Here is an 18,080-nt window from a genome sequence, read left to right as displayed (position 1 = left end):
CAGACCCGCCATGCACCTCAGCAGAACTTGGGCCGGTTCATGACTCTGGACTTGAACGTCAACAAAGTGGACCGGACCCCGGCCGCAGCTTTTGTCAGGACGGTGTGCGAGCTGTGCCGCAGTGGTCGCTGGGCAGAGAGGCTCCATCCCTCACGGAGTGCTGGTGTCGCCCGGAGGCAGGTGACCGCCTTGGGCCATCCCAGAGAATGAGCCTTCGCATTCGATCCCATGGGCCTCATGAAATTTCTGCTTTGCGCTGCGTTGTTCTGCGGCATTGCTCATGCCGCGGGCAGCGAACCCGAGCTTCTTTATCGCCAAGCCGAGTACCGGATCGGTGCGGCAGATGCGAACAACGCCATGGCGTGGTCGTATCCGGTGGTGCTGCCCTTGCAAACGCCGGCGCATCAGCGCCTGAACGCGTGGTTGCGAGAGCAGGCGCTGGAGATCTTTCAGGAATGCGACATTGCCGCAACGTTGGGCCTGCGCGCCATGCCCGATCGAAAGCTCGTGGAGGTGTTGAACCGGACCCCGGCGTTCTGGGAATGCGGGTTGCTGCAATCCACGATCGCCCCTCGGGAGGCGTTTGGGCGCTATGTGTCCTTCGAGGTCTTCACCGAGTACGGCGGCAACGGCGTTCGTCCGCTGCACGGCGTGAAGACGCTGGTGTTTGACATGGTTGGCGGTGCAGCCGTTGACTTGGCTTCCTTGTTCAAGCCGGGTGCGTTGGAAGAACTGAACTATGCATTGGCCAAGCAGATGGCCAAAGACCGCAAGCGTTGGCCCGATTGCCCGGGGCGCAAGTTCGATTGGTCATTGGCGACCTTGCGCCCGCCCGCCGACCTCTTGCTGACTTTTCCCCACGACCCGATGGAATGGAGCCGTTGCGGGGATGGTGTTGCAGTGCTGAGCGGCCGCGTTGTCCGGGCGCAGCTGGCACAGCCGGCGCTGTTGCAGCCAAGCCGCCGCTGGGTGAAACAGAACCCCTCGTGACCGGGCGCTACACCACCGCCGGCTGCAGCAGCCGGATCGTGCCCGCCGTGGCATCCATCTCGGCCCGGGCGCCCACCGGCACGGTCAGCTTGCGCTTGATGTGGCCGATGGCTGCGCCGCGGAACACGGGGATGTTCAGCGGCAGGAAGTAGTCGTCGAACACTTCGTCCAGCGTGAGGCTGCCGTAGCCGTCACCGGGCTCGCACTTGGTGAAGCGGCCCAGCACCACGCCGCGCAGCGACTGCAGCGCGCCGGCCAGGCGCAGCGTGGAGAGGCAGCGGTCGATGCGGTAGATGTACTCGTTGATGTCTTCCAGAAACAGCAGGCCGTCGCGGCAGTCCGGGAAGTAGGGCGAGCCGGCCATCGAGGCCAGCACGGTCAGGTTGCCCCCCACCAGCCGGCCCTGGGCCCGGCCGGGGCGCAGCGTGCTGATGCGCTCGTCGCGCTGCACGAGGTCGTCGCCCATCGTGGCCACCGGGTTGCGCAGCACGGCGGCCTCGGCGTTCATGGCCACGGCCTTGAAGCTTTGCACCGAGAAGTCGTTCCATTCCGACCCGGCCACCGGGCTGTGGAAGGTGATGAGGCCGGTCTGGCGGTGGATGGCGTTGACGAGGCAGGTCAGGTCGCTGAAGCCGCCGAAGAACTTCGGTTTGCGGCGGATGAGGTCGTAGTCCAGCCGGTCGACGATGCGGTTGCAGCCCGAGCCGCCGGTCAGGGCCAGGATGCCGGCCACGGTGTCGTCGGCAAACATGGCGTTCACGTCGGCCGCGCGTTGGGCGTCGGTGCCGGCGAATGGGCCGCGCCGGGCGGTGGCGAACTCGCCCAGCTTCACCTGGAAGCCCAGCGCCTGCAGGGCCTCGGTGGCCAGCTTCAGCGGCTCACGCTCAAAGGTGGCGTTGGCCGGGCTGACCAGGCCGAGGGTGTCGCCCGGGCGCAGCCGACGGGCGCGCAGGGCGCCGTCCGAGGCGCGGGCCGGGGGCGATGCGGTGGTCAGCAGGGTGCCGAGCGCGGCGGTCCAGTGCAGTAGTTGGCGGCGGGAGGGGGACATGGGCGTGCAGGGCGATGAGAAATGAGAGGGGCGCCGCATACTTTGCGGCGTGAAACCGACCGTGCTTCGCCCCATTGTGTTCGCCGCAGCGGGCGAATGCGGGCGCTGGATCGCGCGGGTGGCGTGGCTGCGCTTGGGGCTTCAAGTGGGGCTTCAAGCGGGGCTGCTGGTGGGGCTGCTCGTGGGCACGGCCCGGGCGGCCGAGGCGGCCGAGGTGCCGGCGTGCCCCGAGCGGCTGCGCATTGCGTTTCCGGACTCGTCGGCCGAGCCCTTCATGCGCGGCCAGGGCGAAGACTTTGTGCGGCCGCCGGGGTTGCTGGTGGACTGGGTGCGCCAGGCCTTGCGGGAGCTGGGCTGCCTGGAGCGGGCCGAGATGTTGCGGCTGCCGGTGCGGCGCTTGCGCGCCCAGATTGAAGCCGGGCAGGTGGACGCCGTGGCCGGAGCGGGCGAGGGCGGCCCGATTGCCGCGCTGTTGACGCTGCCGCCCGTGGAGGGCCGGCGGCGGGAGGTGGACTACAGCGTGGGCCATGTGGAGTACGCCTTCTATGCCCGGCGCGGCAGCGGGCTGCGATGGGACGGCCAGGCCCTGGCCGGCTTGCCGGGCGACGCGCGGGTGGGTGTCACGTCCGGCACGCGGACCGAGGCCCTGGCGCGCGAACGCGGCTGGCCGGTGGAGGCCGCGCCCACGCACGAGAGCGCGCTGCTCAAGCTGGTGGCCGGGCGCACGGCGCTGCTGCTGGTGCATGGCTACTTCGTGGACGAGCGGCTGCGGCGCGACCCGGTGCTGGCCCGGCAGATCGAGCGGCTGGGCCCGGCGGTGGAGCGGCGCCGGCTGTACGTGGGTGTGGCGCCAGCGCTGGCCCAGGCGCACCCGGTGTTGGTGCGGCGGCTGTGGCAAGCGGTGTGCCGCGCGTCGGCGGCCGATGCCGCGCAGGTGGACGGCGCGTGCCGACTGCCGCCCGGCTGACCGTGCTGAGGCGTGCCGTGCGCTTGCGGTCCAATGCGGCCATGACCGACGACCTTGCCTCCCTGCCCGAACTCACCCCCGGCCGCTACCGCCACTACAAAGGCGGCGAGTACGAGGTGGTGGCTGTGGCGCGCCACAGCGAGACCCTGGAGCCGCAGGTGGTGTACCGGCCGCTCTACAACGACAGCGGCTGGTGGGTGCGCCCACACGCGATGTTCGTGGAGCAGGTGGACATCGACGGCGTGCGGCAGCCGCGCTTCCAGCGCGTGGCCTGAGCCGGGCCGGCCGGCCGCGGTCACAGCACGCGGGGCAGGTCGCGCCGCACGGCGTCGCGGTCGCCGTAGTCGAAGTGCCACCACTCGGTGGCAATGCCATGAAAGCCCGCCTCGCGCATCGCCGCACGCAGCCAACCGCGCTCGGTGAGGTGTTGGGCTGTCAGCACGCCCTGGGCGAGGTGTTCGGCCTCGTGGTCGGGGTGGGACACCAGCGTCATTTCATCAAAGCCCGCGCCCATGTCCACCTCGCGGCCGGCCGGGTCCAGCACGGTGAGGTCCACCGCCATGCCGAAGCTGTGGATGGAGCCGCGCTCGGGCGGGGCGAGGTACATCGTCAGCGGGGTGCCCTGCAGTTCGTCCCACAGGCGTTGCTGCACGCGCTGGGGGCGCAGGGCGTCCAGCACCAGCAGCCGGTAGCCGGGGCGGCGCGCGTGCAGCCAGGCGGCGGCATGCTCCAGCGCGTCGGCGGCCTCGCGGCGCAGCCAGGCGCAGTCGATGCCGTCGTACACCGCATGGCCGACGAAGTTGTCAGCGCTGGCGTAGCGCAGGTCCACGGCAATGCCGTGGCGCAGCCGGCTCAGCGGCCGGAAGTGCGGGTGCTGGGCGATGTCTTCGATGCGGATGGGGGCGGCAGGCATCAGAGCAGGGGGCAGGGCAGGGGTCAGGGCAGGCGGGCGAGGTGGTGGGTGGCGGCCTCGGTGATGCAGCGCACCAGCCGGCGTGCGGCCTGGCCCAGTGGGGCGTTGGCGGCGCTGAGCAGGTACAGCTGCACCGGCACGGCCGGGGCCAGCGGGCGCACGCGCACGCGGCTCAGGTCGGCGCTGGCGGCGGTGAACGGGTCCACCAGCGTCATGCCCACGCCGGCTTCCACCAGCGCGCGGGCGAGCTGGTAGGTCTGCACGGTGATGCGGCTGGCGGGCGGCGGCGTGTCGGTGCCGGCCAGGGCCTCGCTGGCGTGGTGCAGCAGGCCGGCCAGCGGGTCGTCGCTGTGCAGGCCGACGATGTCGGTGCGGATGTCGGCAAGGCTGAGCGGGCCTTCGGCGCTGGCTTCGGGGCTGCCCAGCGGGCACAGCGCCATCATGCGGCCGGCGGCCAGCGGCTCGGCGTGGATGCCGGGGTGGCGCGGGTCCTGCAGCGACAGGGCCAGGTCCGCCTCGCCCAGCAGCAGTGCCGAGACGATTTCGCGGGTGTGGTGCGTGGCCAGCGTGCAGCTGGCTTCGGGGTGGGCCTGGCACCAGGGCGTCATGGCCGCGGGCACGATGGCGGTGGCCAGCGCCGGGGTGGTCACCAGCCGCACCTGCTCATGCTGGCCGCTCTTGAGGTTGGCCGCCAGGCGCCGGATGCCGACGAGGTCGCGGTTGAGTTTGTCGACCTCCACAAACAGGCGCTGCGCCTCGGGTGTGGGGTAGAGCTTGCCGCGCACGCGGGCGAAGAGGTCCATGCCCAGTTGCAGCTCGCAGTGCTGCAGCACCTTGGTGACGGCCGGCTGCGAGATGTGCAGCAGCTGCGCCGCGCCGCTGATGGTGCCGGCCTGCATGATGGCGTGGAACACCTCGATGTGACGCAGCCTCATTTCCGGTAGACGCCCTCGAAGTTGACGTTGCCGTTGGGCGCCATCTTGAAGCCCACGATGTCCTTGCGGATGGGGATGTAGACGGTGGAGTGCGCCATGGTGATCCACGGGCGCTCACGCTTGAAGATCTCTTGCGCTTTCTCGTACAGCGCGATGCGCTTCTTGGTGTCGGGCGTGGCGCGGGCTTCGTCGATCAGCTTTTCGAACTCGGCATTGCAGAACTTCACGCCCGTCTTGTTGGTGGCGCAGCTGAGGTTGGGGGTCAGGAAGTCATCGGCGTCGCCGGTCTCGCCGCTCCAGCCGCTCATGTAGACGTTGTGCTCGCCGTTGTTGGCGCGCTTGAGGTACTCGCCCCACTCGTAGGTCTTGATGTGGGCCTTGACGCCGATCTTGGCCCAGTCCTGCTGGATGAGCTGGGCCATCAGCTGGCCGTTGGGGTTGGTGGGGCGCTGCACCGGCAGGGCCCACAGGTCGATCTCGAAGCCGTTGGGAAAGCCCGCTTTGGCCAGCAGGGCCTTGGCCTTGGCCGGGTCGAACTCGTTCTTCAGCGCCTTGTTGTAGCCGGGGATGGACGGCGGGAAGGCGCTGACGGCTTGCATCGCGTCGCCGCGCGGGAACAGGGCCTTGAAGATGGCGTTGCGGTCGATGGCGATGTCCAGCGCCTCGCGCACCTCGCGCTTGTCGGTGGGCGGCTTCTTCAGGTTGAAGCTGAGGTAGGAGATGTTCAGCGCCTGGATCTTCTCGATGCTGACGTTGCTGTTGCCGGCCAGGCCGGCGATGTCCACATCGCGCAGCGGCGCGGTCACGTGGCACTCGCCGGCCGCAATCTTTTGCACGCGAACGTTGGGTTCGCGGCTGATGCTGAACACCAGCGTGGGCGTGGGTTGCTTGCCGCCCCAGTAGTCGGGGTGGGCGGTCATGCGCAGCACGTCATCCTTGGCGTAACTCTTGAACTGGAACGGCCCCGCGCCCACGGGTTGCACGTTGATCTGGCTGGCCTTGCCCTCCTTGAGCAACTGCGCGGCGTACTCGGCCGATTGGATGCCTGCCCAGGCGAAGGCGAAGTTCGCGACAAAGGTCACGTTGGGCTGGCGGAGCCGGAAACGAATTGTTCGATCGTCGAGCTTGTCGATGCCTTCGATCAGCTTCGCCAGGCCGAGGTTTTGGGGGTAGATGAAGTTCGCCGGAAAGGCTTTGTTGAACGGATGCGCCGGGTCGATGAAGCGGCTGAAGGTGAACAGCACATCGTCGGCGTTGAAGTCGCGCGTGGGTTTGAACCACGGCGTCGTGTGGAACTTCACGCCGGCCCGCAGCTTGAACGTGAAGCTCTTGGCATCCGGCGAGATCTCGTAGCTGGTGGCGAGTTTGGGCGTCAGTTCGGTCGTCGGCCGCTTGAAGCCGAGCAGGCCGTCGAACATCTGCGCGCTCACCACGTTGGTGCTGGCGCTGTCCCATAAGCCAGGGTCGAAGCCCTCGGGGCTCGCGTCTGCGCAATAGATCACGGGCTTGCCTTGGGCCTGGGCCGGGGCGGCAAGGCCGAAGGTCAGGGCCAGCAGGGTCAGAGTCGGGAACAGTTTCATGGGGCGCGGCATCAAAAAACGGAGGGCGGCCGAGGGCAATGATTGTTGGCAGCCGGCCCGCAACCCACCAATGGGCGAGGGGCGCTGTGGCATAACCCAAACTTATAACCTGCGGCATCCCTAGTTCGTAACGTTTGGCGACGAGTGCTGCAGGCCCAGGGGCCAGAATCCGCTCCGCCTCAGTGACCCATCTTGGGGCGCAGTCGCAGCCCCGGGCTGCAAAGGAAGTACCGCCATGACCGACCCCAAACGCCGCCAGTTCCTTCAATACACCGCCACCCTTGGGGGCGGCTTGCCTCTGGTGGGGTGTGGCGGCGGCAGCGGCGAGCCGCTGGTCACCGTGACCACCATCGAAGAGCCCACCGCTCAGGCCTCCGCCGTGCCGCGCCCGCTGCCCAGCACGCCGGTTCCGCCGCCGCCGCCTCCCCCGCCGCCGCCGCCGCCGGCGGCTCCTGCGGTGGCGGCAGCCAGCCTGGGCGTGTTCACGGGTGGCATGCAACTCGGGCTCAACGCCACCAAGACCCTGGTCAAGGCGCCCTTCAGCACCGGCTTTGTGTTCAAGCGCGGCGAGATTCCAGCCGGAAGCTCGGTGGGCGCCAACGTCGCTTCGTTCCAAGTGACGCCTCGCACGAGGTGGCCGGACGGGTCCTTGAAGTTCGCGCACTTGGCAGGCTTTGCGGACGTCACTGCGAACCTCGTCACCACGATTCGTTTGCGTCGGCTGGATGGCACGGCTGCCGCGGCCGCGTCTCTTGGCTTGGCTGACTTGAAGAAAACCGGCCTGACCGCCGAACTGGATGCCGGTGCGCTGGGGGCCGCGTCGCTGGCCAACGCCGATTGGGATGCACCCTTCCAGACCTGGGTGTCGGGCCCGCAGATGTCGTCGTGGGTGTTCCGCAAGCCGGTGGGAACGGACGCGCACTTGGTGTTCTGGGTGGAGGTCCGGCTGTTTGCAAACGGCGCGGTCGAAGTGCTGCCGTGGATCGAGAACGGCTACCTGAACGTGGCTGGCCCCACCAACAAGGCCGCGGTTTACACCTTGCGCTTGAGTGGCAAGCAGCGTTTCTCGGCCAGCATCGACCTGCCCCACCATTGCCGCACGCCGTTGATCAGCGGCGACGCGCTGTCGTACTGGTTGGGAGACGACCCCGGCGTGACGCCCCGCATCGACGCCGCGTACCTGCAGGCCACGGAGCAAGTGCCGACCTACAGCGCCCGTGTCGCGGCGACGGCACCGGTCGTCCAGTCGCTGGCCACCACCTTCACGCCGCTGGCGCAGTGCAACTTCAATTACGACGGCGACTCCATGCCGGCCACGGGTTACCAGCAGCCCATCGGCCTGCTGCCGGAGCACGATGCGCTGTACCTGACCTCGGACAGCCCCAAGGTGTACAGCGCGGTCATTCGCAACGGCTTCGCGGCGGGCCGCTACGGCATTCACTACCGCGACGAAAAGACGCAGCGGCCGGTCAAGTTCTCGGACTACCCCAACCTGGTGCTGCATCCCACCAGTCGTATCACCGACCTGGGCGGTTCCACGCGCAGCCAGTTCACGCCCAAGCCGGCCGGTACGCCGTCGCCGTTGTGGGATTGCGCGCACAGCCCGTCGGTGGGTTACATGGCCTACCTGCTCACGGGCAGTTGGTATTTCATGGAGCAGGTGCAGTTCGCGGCCACGGCCAACTACCTGACCAAGGCCGACGAAAGCATCATGCGGCGCGGCTCGCTCGGACTGGTTCAGCCCTGCCTGGGCGGTTGGCAAACGCGTGCCTGTGCGTGGCAGTGGCGCACCTTGGTGCAGGCGCTGGCGGTCACGCCCGAGTCTGACGCTGTGCTGCGCCAGGAACTGATCAATTCGGTCACGGCCAACATCGAGAACTTCCACGCGGTCTACGTGGCGCAGGCCAACAACCCGTTCGGCTGGGTGCAGCCGGGTGAGGGCTACATCAACAACATGCAGTTCGGCGCCAGCTGGCAGCAGGACTTCATCACGGCCGCGTTCGGCTACTCGCTGGCCATGGGCCTGCCGGTGTCCACCGCTGTGGAGGCCAAGCATGACGCGTTCTTCCGCTGGAAGGCGCGCAGTGCGGTCATGCGCCTGGGTCCGGCCACCGGCTTCTGGTACGTCAACGCGGCGCAATACGTGGCCAGCATCTCGCCATCCGCTTCGCCCGACTTCCAGACCGGCAAGGGCCCCTGGTATGCCGACGATGCGGCCGTGTACGCCGCCACGTATGCCAGCAAACCCAGTTGGTTCGGTACGGTCGAGGGCACGCTGGCCGGTGAAATCATGCCGGGCGACCGTGCGGCCTGGGCCAACCTCACCACCGCGCTGGCCTATGCCGTGCGGCACAACGTCAGCGGTGCCGTGGCCGCCCACCAGCGTCTGATCAAGGCCACCAACTACCCGAACCTGCGCGACGCCTTCCACCTCGCGCCGGTGTGGTCGGTGGCGCCGGCGCGCATCACGCCGGCTTGGCTGGCCGACAAGCCCATCGGGCAGTGGGTGGAAATTCCGGGCACGGCAGGCGCAGGCGGCGCAGCCGTCGATGCCTACAGCGGCATGGCGATCAACGAACTCACCAACGAGATCTGGATCGCCGCGGCGGGCGGGCACAACGATTCGGCGGACAACCGCGTGGTGTCGATCTCACTGGCAGCCGATGCCCCGGCCTGGCAGCAGCGTGCGGCCTCCAGCAAGGTCTCTGAGAAGAACGTGGCGTACTACAGCGACGGCCTTCCGGCATCGCGCCACCTGTACAGCTCCCTGCATTTCGTGCCCCAGGTGAACCGGTTGATGCTGTTCGGCGCCTACGCCACCTACGGCGCGGCCTATGCCTTCCCGACCGTGGACGGCTTCAACTGCGACACCGGCAAATGGGACAAGGCCGGCACCTGGGCCGATGCGCCCAACAGCACCTACGGCGTCGTGCAGATTCGAGGCACCGGTGAAGTCGTGGGCAGCGGTTTTCGCAAGTGGTCTCCCGTGGATCGCAAGTGGACCGACCTCGTCACCACCTTCAGCGGTGACAGCGTGCGCTGGCCCCTGGCGCACGACACCCGTCGCGGACAGCTGTTCTCCCTGCAGTGGGGCGACGGCCAGGGCTTCGATCCGCAAAAATTGCAGGCCAGCCGGATTCCGCTGGTGGGCAACACCCAGATTTCGGTCAGCTTCAACCCCAGCCCGGCGTTGACGCAATGGCTGGCCGACAAGCCCATGTACGCAGGCATGGACTACGACCCGGACAACGACCGCTTCCTGTTCTACGCAGGCCAGGCGGATGCGGCGGGTCGCATCTACGTGATCAAGCCCAACGACACCAACGTCTGGGACATGAGTCTGCTGTCCGCTGGCAGCCTCAAGATTGCTGCGTCGCCCGACAACCTGAGCGGCATCCAGAACCGCCTGCGCTACATCCCCGCCCTGCGCGGCTTCGTGTTGCTGGCGCGGGCCAGCAGCAACCTGTACTTCCTGCGCACGGCCTGAGTGAGGCAGCCCCGGGGCGCATGGCCAACCCTGCCGTGCGCCTGGGGTTCACGAGGGGCGAAGACGCGCGGCAGGCGAGCGGCGAAAATGCGGGCATGAAGCCGATTGCCTACACCCGCGCCCAAGACCTGCCCGCTCTGCTGCAGAGCCGCATTGCCATCCTCGACGGCGCGATGGGCACCATGATCCAGCGCTACAAGCTCACCGAGGCCGACTACCGCGGTGAGCGCTTCAAGGACCACCCCAAGGACTTGAAGGGCAACAACGAGATGCTGATGTTCACGCGGCCCGACGTGCTCAGCGAGATTCACGAGCAGTACCTCGCCGCCGGCGCCGACCTGATCGAGACCAACACCTTCGGCGCCACCTCGGTCGCGCAGGAAGACTACGACCTCGCCGGTCTGGCCTACGAGATGAACGTCGAGGCCGCGAAGCTGGCCCGCGCAGCCTGCGACAAGTACTCCACGCCGGACAAGCGCCGCTACGTGGCGGGCGCCCTGGGCCCCACGCCCCGCACCGCGTCCATCAGCCCGGATGTGAACGACCCCGGCGCCCGCAACATCGATTTCGACACCCTGCGCGCGGCCTACTACGAGCAGGCCCAGGGCTTACTGGACGGCGGCTGCGACCTCTTCCTCGTCGAAACCATCTTCGACACGTTGAACGCCAAAGCCGCCATCTTTGCGCTTGACGAGCTGATGGAAGCCACCGGCGAGCGGCTGCCCGTCATCATCTCCGGCACCGTGACGGACGCGTCCGGCCGCATCCTGTCGGGCCAGACGGTCACGGCCTTCTGGCACTCGGTGCGCCATGCACGCCCCATCGCCATCGGCCTGAACTGCGCGCTGGGGGCCACGCTGATGCGCCCGTACATCGAGGAACTGAGCAAGGTGGCGGGCGAGGTGGCGGTGAGCTGCTACCCCAACGCCGGCCTGCCCAACCCGATGAGCGACACCGGTTTTGATGAAACCCCGGAGGTCACCGCGCGCCTGGTGGGCGAGTTCGCGCAGGCGGGCTTCCTGAACATCGCCGGCGGCTGCTGCGGCACCACGCCCGCCCACATCGCAGCCATTGCGCAGGCGGTGTCGGCCTACAAGCCGCGTGTGAGCGGCGACAAGTTCTTCAGTCAACTGCTGGACGCCGCCTGATCCCGTGACGCGGGCCCTCGGCCTGCGCCCGTAGCATCCGCGCACCGCCGGGCCAGCCCCGGCTTTCAGGGAGCGGACATGAATTGGCCATCGGTGGTGGCGGAGCGCGCGGCAGCGCTGAACTTGAGCGAGGCCCAGCGGCAGGCCTTGCTGGCGCTGGCTGCGCCGGAGGGCACACACGGTAACGCGGCCGACGGCACGGGCTGGGCGCCCCAGGTGCTCACCCCCGCGCGCCTGCCGGCCCTGGCGATGGGCCTGGCGGTGGCACTGGTGGGCTTGGGCTTGATCCTGGCCGTGGCCGCCAACTGGGCGGCCTGGCCACGCAGCGTGCAGTTCGCCGTGTTGCAGGGGGCGGTGGCTGCGGGCGTGGTGGGCCTGGTGGCCTTGCCGCGCTGGCGCATGCCGTGGGGCCTGTGGTGCCTGCTGAGCACCGGCGGGCTGCTCGCTTTCTTCGGGCAAACCTACCAGACCGGGGCTGACCCCTGGCAGTTGTTCGCGCTCTGGGCGGCCCTGTGCGTGCCGCTGGCGCTGGGCGTGCGGGCCGACACCGTGTGGTGCGTCTGGACCCTGGTGGCGCTGACCGGCGTGGCGCTGTGGATGACGGCGCAGGGCCGGCACAGCGGATGGAGTGATGCCGATGACCTGTCGGTTCACCTCACGGGCTGGGGTTTGTCGCTGGCCTTGGTGCTCGGGCTCAACAGCGCGGCGGGCCGCCGCCTGGGGGCCGGGGCCTGGGCGCGGCGCTTGGCGGCCTGCGGTGCCGTCAGCCTGGTCACCGGCACGGCCACGGTGGCCTTGTTCAACGCGCACCCGGTGGCCGAGGTGACGCTGGGTCTGGCGGCCTTGTCGGCGGTGGCGTGGGGCGCGGCACGGCGGGCCACCTTCGAGGTGTTCGTGCTCAGCGCGGCGGCGCTGGGGCTGAATGTGCTGCTGGTGGGGGCCTGGATTCGCATGCTGTTCTCGGGTTCGTCGCACGGCGACTTCATCGGGTCGATGCTCATGACTGGCCTGTTCGCCGCCGGCTTGCTGGCTGCCTCGGTGAGTTGGGTGATGCGCTGCCAACGCGCATTCGACGCGCACATGGAGGCCGCACGATGAGCCGCGCCGATGTGGCCGCCCTGTGGCGGCAAGCCCAACAACAGGGCCTCGTGCCGGCCGAAGCTGAACTGCCCGAGGCCGCGGCCACGCGCCCCTGGCCGGTGGTGTTGCTGACGGCGCTGGGTGCCTGGCTGGCGGCCATTCCGTTGCTGCTGGTGGCGGGGCTGATGTTCGGCAGCTTTTTCGATCACGGCGGCGCCTACCTGGGCGGTGTGGTGCTGCTGGGCGTGGCGGCCTGGGCCCTGCGCGCGGCGGAGGTGCCCTTGTTCGTGGAGCAACTGGCGGCGCCCTTGTTGCTGGCGGGCGGGGCCTGCCTGGGCTACGCGTGGTTCAAGGATCTGGGGGCGCTGGCCGCGCCGCTGCTGCTGGCCGCGCTGGCGTGCGGCTTGGGCGCCTGGGTGCGCCCGGTGGCCTTGCAGACCTGCCTCGGGGCGGCCGCCGCGGGCTTCATGGCCTGGGCGGTGGTGGGCTGGGAGGGCCCGGCCTGGCGCTGGAGCCACCCGGGCTGGCTCAGTTGGCTGGTCTGCACGCTGCTGTGGCTGGCCAGCGGCGCGGTGTGGCGCTCGCCCGCGGGGCCGGTAGCGGCCATGCGCACCGGCTGGGCGGCACTGACGCTGCTCGGGCTGGCCCTGTCGTCCGGCCTGGCGATGTTGGTGGGCAGTTGGGTGGGCGGTGGAGGCGTCGGCTGGGGCGGCGCACCTTGGGGGCCTTCTTCAGCCGGCGTGATCCGGAGCGCCGGTGCGGTGTCGGCCGTGCTGGCGCTGGCCGCGGCGGCTTGGGCCGTGCGGGCGCACCCCGGGCTGCGTCGCGCGTCTGTCGCGGGGGTGGCCCTGGTGCTTGCGGCGCTGGCCACCGCCATGCCCAGCCTGGGGGCGGTGCTGCTGATCGGCGCCGTGGCGGCCGGGCAGGGCCGGGTGCGCCTGGCCGCTGCGGCGGGGCTGGCCGTGGTGTGGACGATCAGCAGCTTCTATTACCAGCTGACCTGGCCCTTGATGACCAAGGCCGCCGGCCTGGCGGCGGCCGGTGCGGTGCTGGCTCTGCTGGTGGCACCGGGCTGGCTGCGTGTGGCGCGCGGGCCGGCGGGGCCTGCCGCGGCGGCGGGGCCGCTGCGGGGGCTGCGCATCGGGGCGCTGCTCAGCGGCGTGGCGGTGTTGGTCGCCTTGAACGTGGGCATTGCGCAGAAGGAATCGCTGATCGCCAGCGGGCAAACCGTGTTCGTGCCGCTGGCGCCGGTGGACCCGCGCTCGCTGATGCAGGGCGACTACATGCGCCTGAACTTCCGGCCGTTGACCGAGTTGGCCGGGCCGGCCGGGGGCGATGGCACGGGGGCGTCGGCACTGGTGCTCACGCTGGACGCGCAGCAGGTGGTGCAGTCGGCCCGCTGGGCCACGGGCGCGCCGGTGGCGCCAGGAGAGGTGCGCATGAACCTCAGCCGCAAGAGCGGCCGCTGGTTGCTGGTGACCGATGCCTGGTTCTTCAAGGAAGGCGAGGGCGCGCGGTGGGCGGCGGCCCGGTTCGGCGAGTTCCGCGTCACGCCCGACGGCCAGGCCCTGCTGGTGGGCCTGCGCGGCGAAAACCTCGCGGCGCTCTGAGCGCTTGCCCTGCGTCAAGGCGCGGGGCGCGCAGCGTGTGCAGCATGGGCGCCTGTGGGCCGAGCGGTTCGGCCGGAGGTGCTCCATGACCAAGAACTACCGCGAAATCACCGCCGACGTGTCGGCCCAACTGGCCCGCCTGCGCACCGAAACGCCCGACCTGATGCGCGGCTTCGGCGCCCTGGCTCAGGCCGCCACACGCGACGGCGCGCTGGACAAGAAGACCAAGGAGCTGATCGCCATGGCGCTGTCGGTCGCCGCGCGCTGCGACCCCTGCCTGGGCTTTCATGCCGAGTCGCTGGTGAAGCTGGGCTGCACCCGCGCCGAGTTGGAGGAGATGCTGGGCATGTGCGTGTACATGGGCGGCGGGCCGTCGCTGATGTACGCGGCGCACGCCTTGCAGGCCTACGAGCAGTTCGGCGGCGCGACCGCCTGACGCTGGCGGCGGGTCGCGCACCGAACGGGGCGCGAAACGTGTGCGAACGGCGCACCGCGCTCAGGCGTTGGTGCTCCCTCGGATGCAGGGGACGGCACGGCAGCGCGGGTCGGGCGGGGCGGGATACTCGCGCCTCCCTCGGGCAAACGATTGCATGCCGTGAAACGCCGCCACACCCTGACCTGGGCTGCCGCCCTGCCTGCGCTGGTTCGCCCGGCGCGCGGGCAAGCCGTGGCGCCGACGGTCGAGCCCTGGGTCATGCACATCCTGGATGCGCCGCCCTTCGGCATGCTGGGTGCCAGCGGCCGCGTGGCCGGCGTGATGGCCGACCTGGGCCACGCCCTGGCGCGGGAAGCCGGGCGCGAGATCGACATGCGCCTGGTGCCCATCGCCCGGGTGCTCAAAGACGTGAACACCGGTGAAGCGGGCCTCACCATCCTGCTGCCGGTGCAGGGGCTGGACCCCGGTGTGCACGCCCTGGCCACGCTGGCCCGGTTGGATGTGGAACTGCTGCCGCGCAAGGGCCTGGCCATCAGCGACCGGCGTGGGGTGCGTGGCATGCGCATCGCCAGCCTCGGCCGCGGGGCGGGCATGGACATGATGGCCCAGCTCGAAGGCGCCGTGCACCAACGCGTCAACTCGCTGCCCGCCATGGTTGGCATGCTGCATGCCGGGCGGGTGGACGCGGTGGTCAGCGTGAAAGAGTCGCTGCGCTACACGATGGAGCAGGGCGGCCTGCGCCCGTCGGACTTCGGCACGCCGCTGGTGCTGGGGCGGCTGGACCTGACGCTGTTCGCCACACCGTCCATGCCCCTGGCCGAGCGCCAGCGCCTGGCCATGGCGGCCAACACGCTGACGCGGTCTGGCGAGTTCGCGCGGGTGCTGGCCCGCTACGCCACGGCGCCCTGAGCGGCCTGACTGGCCTGATCGCCCTGATCGGCCTGGGGGCAGGCCGGCGCCGGCCCACCTGGCCAACAATGCAGCCTGCCGCCGCCGTTGCGGTGACCCCTTGCTGCTGACCATGCCCGCATTGCCTGCCAAGTTGCCGCACACCGGCACCACCATCTTCACCGTCATGTCGGCGCTGGCGGCCGAGCACGGCGCCGTCAACCTGGGCCAGGGCTTCCCGGACTTCGGGGCCGACCCCGCGCTGCTGCAAGCCCTGACCGACGCCATGGCTGCCGGCCACAACCAGTACCCGCCCATGACCGGCGTGCCCGCGCTGCGCGAGGCCGTGGCGGCCAAGCTCAACGCGCTGTACGGATCGGCTTATGACCCGGGCAGCGACATCACCATCACCGCCGGCGGCACGCAAGGGTTGTTCACCGCCTTGCAGTGCTGCGTGGGGCCGGGCGACGAGGTGCTCATCATCGAGCCCGCCTACGACAGCTACGACCCCGCCATCCGCCTGGCCGGCGGGGTGCCGGTAGGCGTGCCCATGACGGCGGAGTACCGCATCGACTGGCCCGCCGTGCGGGCTGCGCTCACCCCGCGCACCCGGGCGTTGGTGCTGAACACCCCGCACAACCCCAGCGGCCGCGTGGCCACCGCGCAAGACCTGGCCGAGCTGGCCCAGATCGCCGAGCAGCACGACCTGTTCGTCATCAGCGACGAGGTCTACGAGCACATGGTGTTCGACGGCGCAGCCCACGAGAGCGTGGCCCGTCACCCGGCGCTGCGCGAGCGCAGCTTCCTCGTCAGCAGCTTCGGCAAGACCTTCCATGTCACCGGCTGGAAGGTGGGCTTTGTGGCCGCACCCCCGGCGCTGTCGGCTGCATTCCGGCGGCTGCACCAGTACACGGTGTTCACGGTGCACACGCCCAGCCAGCATGCGCTGGCGGCGTACCTTGCCAACCCGGCGCCCTGGCAGGGGCTCAGTGCGTTCTACCAAGCCAAGCGCGACCGGTTCCGCGCCGCGGTGGCGGCCACGCCGCTGAAGCTGCTGCCGTGCGAGGGCACGTATTTCCAGACCGTGGACTACAGCGCCGTGTCGGACTTGCCCGAACTGGACTTCGCCCGCTGGCTCACCACCGAGCTGGGCGTGGCGGCCATTCCGCTGGCCGGCTTCTACCAGCGCCCGCAGGAGCGGCGGCATGTGCGCTTTTGCTTCGCCAAGCGTGACGACACCCTGGCCGAAGCCGCCCGGCGCCTGGGCCGGCTGGCGGCGGCATGAACGCGCCGCTGCCGGCCGCATCGCCCACGCCGCGCCCGGGCAGCTGGCGGGCGCGGCTCTTCGCCATCCTGCACCGACCCGACCCTGGCAACCCCTGGGCGCGCCGTGTCAATTACGTGCTGGTGGCCTTGATCGTGCTCAACGCGCTCAGCGTGGCGCTGGAAAGCGTGGCCGACATCGCGCTGCCTTGGCGCGACGAGTTCCGGGCGCTGGAGATCGGGTCGACCGCGCTGTTCGCGGTGGAGTACCTGGCCCGGTTGTGGGTGTGCGTGGAGCAACAGCGCCTGCGCCACCCGGTGTGGGGCCGCCTGCGCTATGCGCTGCAGCCGCTGCCGCTGCTGGACCTGATCGTGGTGGTCACGTTCTTCAGCGCCTGGGATTTGCGCTTCCTGCGGGTGATGCGGCTGGTGCGGCTGCTCAAGGTGCTGCGCCTGTACGAGTTCGAGGCCGCGCTGGACCGGCTGGCCGTGTCGCTGCGCCGGCGCCGGCAGTTGCTGTGGGTGTCGGTGGCCCTGATGCTGGTGTGCGTGTACGCCTCGTCGGCGCTGCTGTACCAGGCGGAGCACCGTGCGCAGCCGCAGGTGTTCACCAGCATCCCGGCCACGTTCTGGTGGGCCTGCGAGACCTTCACCACCATCGGCTACGGCGACATGGCGCCCGTCACGCCGCTGGGGCGCTGGTTCGTGGGCCTGGTGGCGGTGTTCGGCATCGGCGTGTTCGCGCTCCCCACGGCCATCGTCACGGCGGCCATCATCGAGTCGAGCGCGCCGCACGAGCCGGGCACCGACCATGCGCACAAGGCGGCCGACGGCCACGACCCGGCGGTGTGCCCCACCTGCGGGCAGGCCCGGCGCTGAATGAGGCACGGCATCGGGCGTTGAATCGGGCGCTGATGGGGCCAATGGGTGGCGCGCCCCCCCGCGACGCGGCCCGGCGGCCATTCCCCACTTCGGTGACCCTGGCACACGGCCTGCTACTCCCCCGTCAGGGAGGGCAGCCGGGCCAAGGCCTGCGTCACGGCGCCCCGGATCCCGGCAACGGAGACCGCCATGCTGCACCACGAACGGGCATCCGCCTCTGCACGATTTCAGGGCGCGGCGCCCAAAGCCCAGGCGGGTGACGCCTGCGCCCGCCTGATCAACCTGTCCGGCCGGCGGCGTTTCATCTCGCAGCGGCTGGTGCTGTTCGTGCTGCTGGCCCAACAGGGGCGCGACGGCGCCCAGGCCACGGCGCGTGAAACCCTCGCGCTGTTTCGCAGCACCCAGCAAAGCCTGCTCGAGGGGGAGGCCGCCCTGCGGCAAGACGGCCTGACCCTGCCGCTGCCCGCGCCCGAAGCCGAGGCGGCCACCGCCTGCATCGCCCGCTTCGAGCAGCTGGCCGACCAGGCCGTGCGCCAGCCGCAGGACGCACACGTGGACGCCCTTGTGGAAAGCGCCACGCCGCTGCTGGCGGCGCTCAACCGCCAGACCCAGGCGCTGGAGGACCTGGCCCGCACACAGGCGGCCCGCGCGCGGCAGCAGCTGTCGTCGGTGATGGGTGACATCGAGCAGATCGCCAAGCACGCCCGCATCGTGTCCTTCAACGCCCAGGTGGTGGCCGCACGCGCCGGCGCCAGCGGCCGTGAGTTCGCGGTGGTGTCGGGTGAGCTGACGCAGATCACCCAGCAGCTGGACGGCCTGGTGCGCGAGGCGCTGCGCAGCGCCGTGGCTTGAG

At 70.0% G+C, this 18,080-nt stretch carries 16 protein-coding genes; 12 read left to right on the top strand and 4 right to left on the bottom strand.

Translation table 11 applies throughout. The features are described from left to right. The first annotated feature begins 237 nt into the window (after positions 1–237). The gene (locus tag ACG01O_RS14535) at positions 238–990 is read left to right on the top strand and encodes a hypothetical protein (protein ID WP_394385715.1); all 753 of its coding nucleotides are present in this window, start codon (positions 238–240) and stop codon (positions 988–990) included. A gap of 7 nt (positions 991–997) precedes the next feature. On the opposite strand, the gene ACG01O_RS14530 is transcribed toward ACG01O_RS14535, so the two are convergent. Further along, positions 998–2,038 carry a S66 peptidase family protein gene (locus ACG01O_RS14530; RefSeq protein ID WP_394385714.1) on the bottom strand — a complete coding sequence of 347 codons (1,041 nt, stop codon included), beginning with the start codon at positions 2,036–2,038 and terminating at the stop codon, positions 998–1,000. Between the two features lie 61 nt (positions 2,039–2,099). Between ACG01O_RS14530 and ACG01O_RS14525 the strand changes: the two genes are divergently transcribed. Continuing rightward, positions 2,100–3,005: a substrate-binding periplasmic protein gene (locus ACG01O_RS14525; protein WP_394385713.1), complete on the top strand. Its 906-nt coding sequence runs from the start codon at positions 2,100–2,102 to the stop codon at positions 3,003–3,005. A 41-nt stretch (positions 3,006–3,046) separates the two neighbouring features. Next, positions 3,047–3,280, top strand: a complete 234-nt coding sequence (locus ACG01O_RS14520) for a DUF1653 domain-containing protein (protein ID WP_394385712.1) — start codon at positions 3,047–3,049, stop codon at positions 3,278–3,280. Positions 3,281–3,300: 20 nt separating this feature from the next. Here ACG01O_RS14520 and ACG01O_RS14515 read toward each other — a convergent pair whose 3' ends face one another. The 3 genes from ACG01O_RS14515 to ACG01O_RS14505 are packed head-to-tail and all read right to left on the bottom strand — an operon-like array spanning position 3,301 to position 6,433. Then, positions 3,301–3,918: a M15 family metallopeptidase gene (locus tag ACG01O_RS14515; RefSeq protein WP_394385711.1), complete on the bottom strand. Its 618-nt coding sequence runs from the start codon at positions 3,916–3,918 to the stop codon at positions 3,301–3,303. 23 nt (positions 3,919–3,941) lie between these two features. After that, positions 3,942–4,853, bottom strand: coding sequence for a LysR family transcriptional regulator (locus tag ACG01O_RS14510; RefSeq protein WP_394385710.1), 912 nt, complete (start codon positions 4,851–4,853; stop codon positions 3,942–3,944). Next, complete coding sequence (locus ACG01O_RS14505; protein WP_394385709.1) at positions 4,850–6,433, bottom strand: ABC transporter substrate-binding protein; 1,584 nt, start codon at positions 6,431–6,433, stop codon at positions 4,850–4,852. The genes ACG01O_RS14510 and ACG01O_RS14505 overlap by 4 nt, the downstream gene beginning before the upstream one ends. A gap of 235 nt (positions 6,434–6,668) precedes the next feature. Between ACG01O_RS14505 and ACG01O_RS14500 the strand changes: the two genes are divergently transcribed. The 9 genes from ACG01O_RS14500 (at position 6,669) to ACG01O_RS14460 (ending at position 18,079) form a co-directional block, all read left to right on the top strand. Next, on the top strand, positions 6,669–9,920 hold the full coding sequence (locus ACG01O_RS14500; RefSeq protein WP_394385708.1) for a hypothetical protein: 3,252 nt from the start codon (positions 6,669–6,671) through the stop codon (positions 9,918–9,920). A gap of 95 nt (positions 9,921–10,015) precedes the next feature. Then, positions 10,016–11,068, top strand: coding sequence for a homocysteine S-methyltransferase family protein (locus tag ACG01O_RS14495; protein ID WP_394385707.1), 1,053 nt, complete (start codon positions 10,016–10,018; stop codon positions 11,066–11,068). Between the two features lie 78 nt (positions 11,069–11,146). Further along, positions 11,147–12,166, top strand: a complete 1,020-nt coding sequence (locus ACG01O_RS14490) for a DUF2157 domain-containing protein (protein WP_394385706.1) — start codon at positions 11,147–11,149, stop codon at positions 12,164–12,166. Continuing rightward, positions 12,163–13,758 (top strand): GDYXXLXY domain-containing protein, encoded by a 1,596-nt coding sequence (locus ACG01O_RS14485; protein ID WP_394385705.1) that lies wholly within the window; start codon positions 12,163–12,165, stop codon positions 13,756–13,758. The genes ACG01O_RS14490 and ACG01O_RS14485 overlap by 4 nt, the downstream gene beginning before the upstream one ends. Before the next feature lie 85 nt (positions 13,759–13,843). Continuing rightward, positions 13,844–14,194: a carboxymuconolactone decarboxylase family protein gene (locus ACG01O_RS14480; protein ID WP_394385704.1), complete on the top strand. Its 351-nt coding sequence runs from the start codon at positions 13,844–13,846 to the stop codon at positions 14,192–14,194. Between the two features lie 159 nt (positions 14,195–14,353). Then, complete coding sequence (locus tag ACG01O_RS14475) at positions 14,354–15,103, top strand: substrate-binding periplasmic protein (protein WP_394385703.1); 750 nt, start codon at positions 14,354–14,356, stop codon at positions 15,101–15,103. 58 nt (positions 15,104–15,161) lie between these two features. Beyond that, on the top strand, positions 15,162–16,367 hold the full coding sequence (locus ACG01O_RS14470; RefSeq protein WP_394386346.1) for a methionine aminotransferase: 1,206 nt from the start codon (positions 15,162–15,164) through the stop codon (positions 16,365–16,367). Further along, the gene (locus ACG01O_RS14465) at positions 16,364–17,224 is read left to right on the top strand and encodes a potassium channel family protein (RefSeq protein ID WP_394385702.1); all 861 of its coding nucleotides are present in this window, start codon (positions 16,364–16,366) and stop codon (positions 17,222–17,224) included. Before ACG01O_RS14470 ends, ACG01O_RS14465 begins: the two co-directional genes overlap by 4 nt. A 192-nt stretch (positions 17,225–17,416) precedes the next feature. After that, the gene (locus tag ACG01O_RS14460; protein WP_394385701.1) at positions 17,417–18,079 is read left to right on the top strand and encodes a type IV pili methyl-accepting chemotaxis transducer N-terminal domain-containing protein; all 663 of its coding nucleotides are present in this window, start codon (positions 17,417–17,419) and stop codon (positions 18,077–18,079) included. Position 18,080: the final 1 nt, after the last annotated feature.

Origin of the sequence: Pelomonas baiyunensis, from assembly GCF_043555935.1 — a bacterium.
Lineage (GTDB): Bacteria > Pseudomonadota > Gammaproteobacteria > Burkholderiales > Burkholderiaceae_C > Pelomonas > Pelomonas baiyunensis.
The sequence above is the reverse complement of the archived record's forward strand: the minus strand, read 5'-3'. Positions and strand labels throughout refer to the sequence as shown.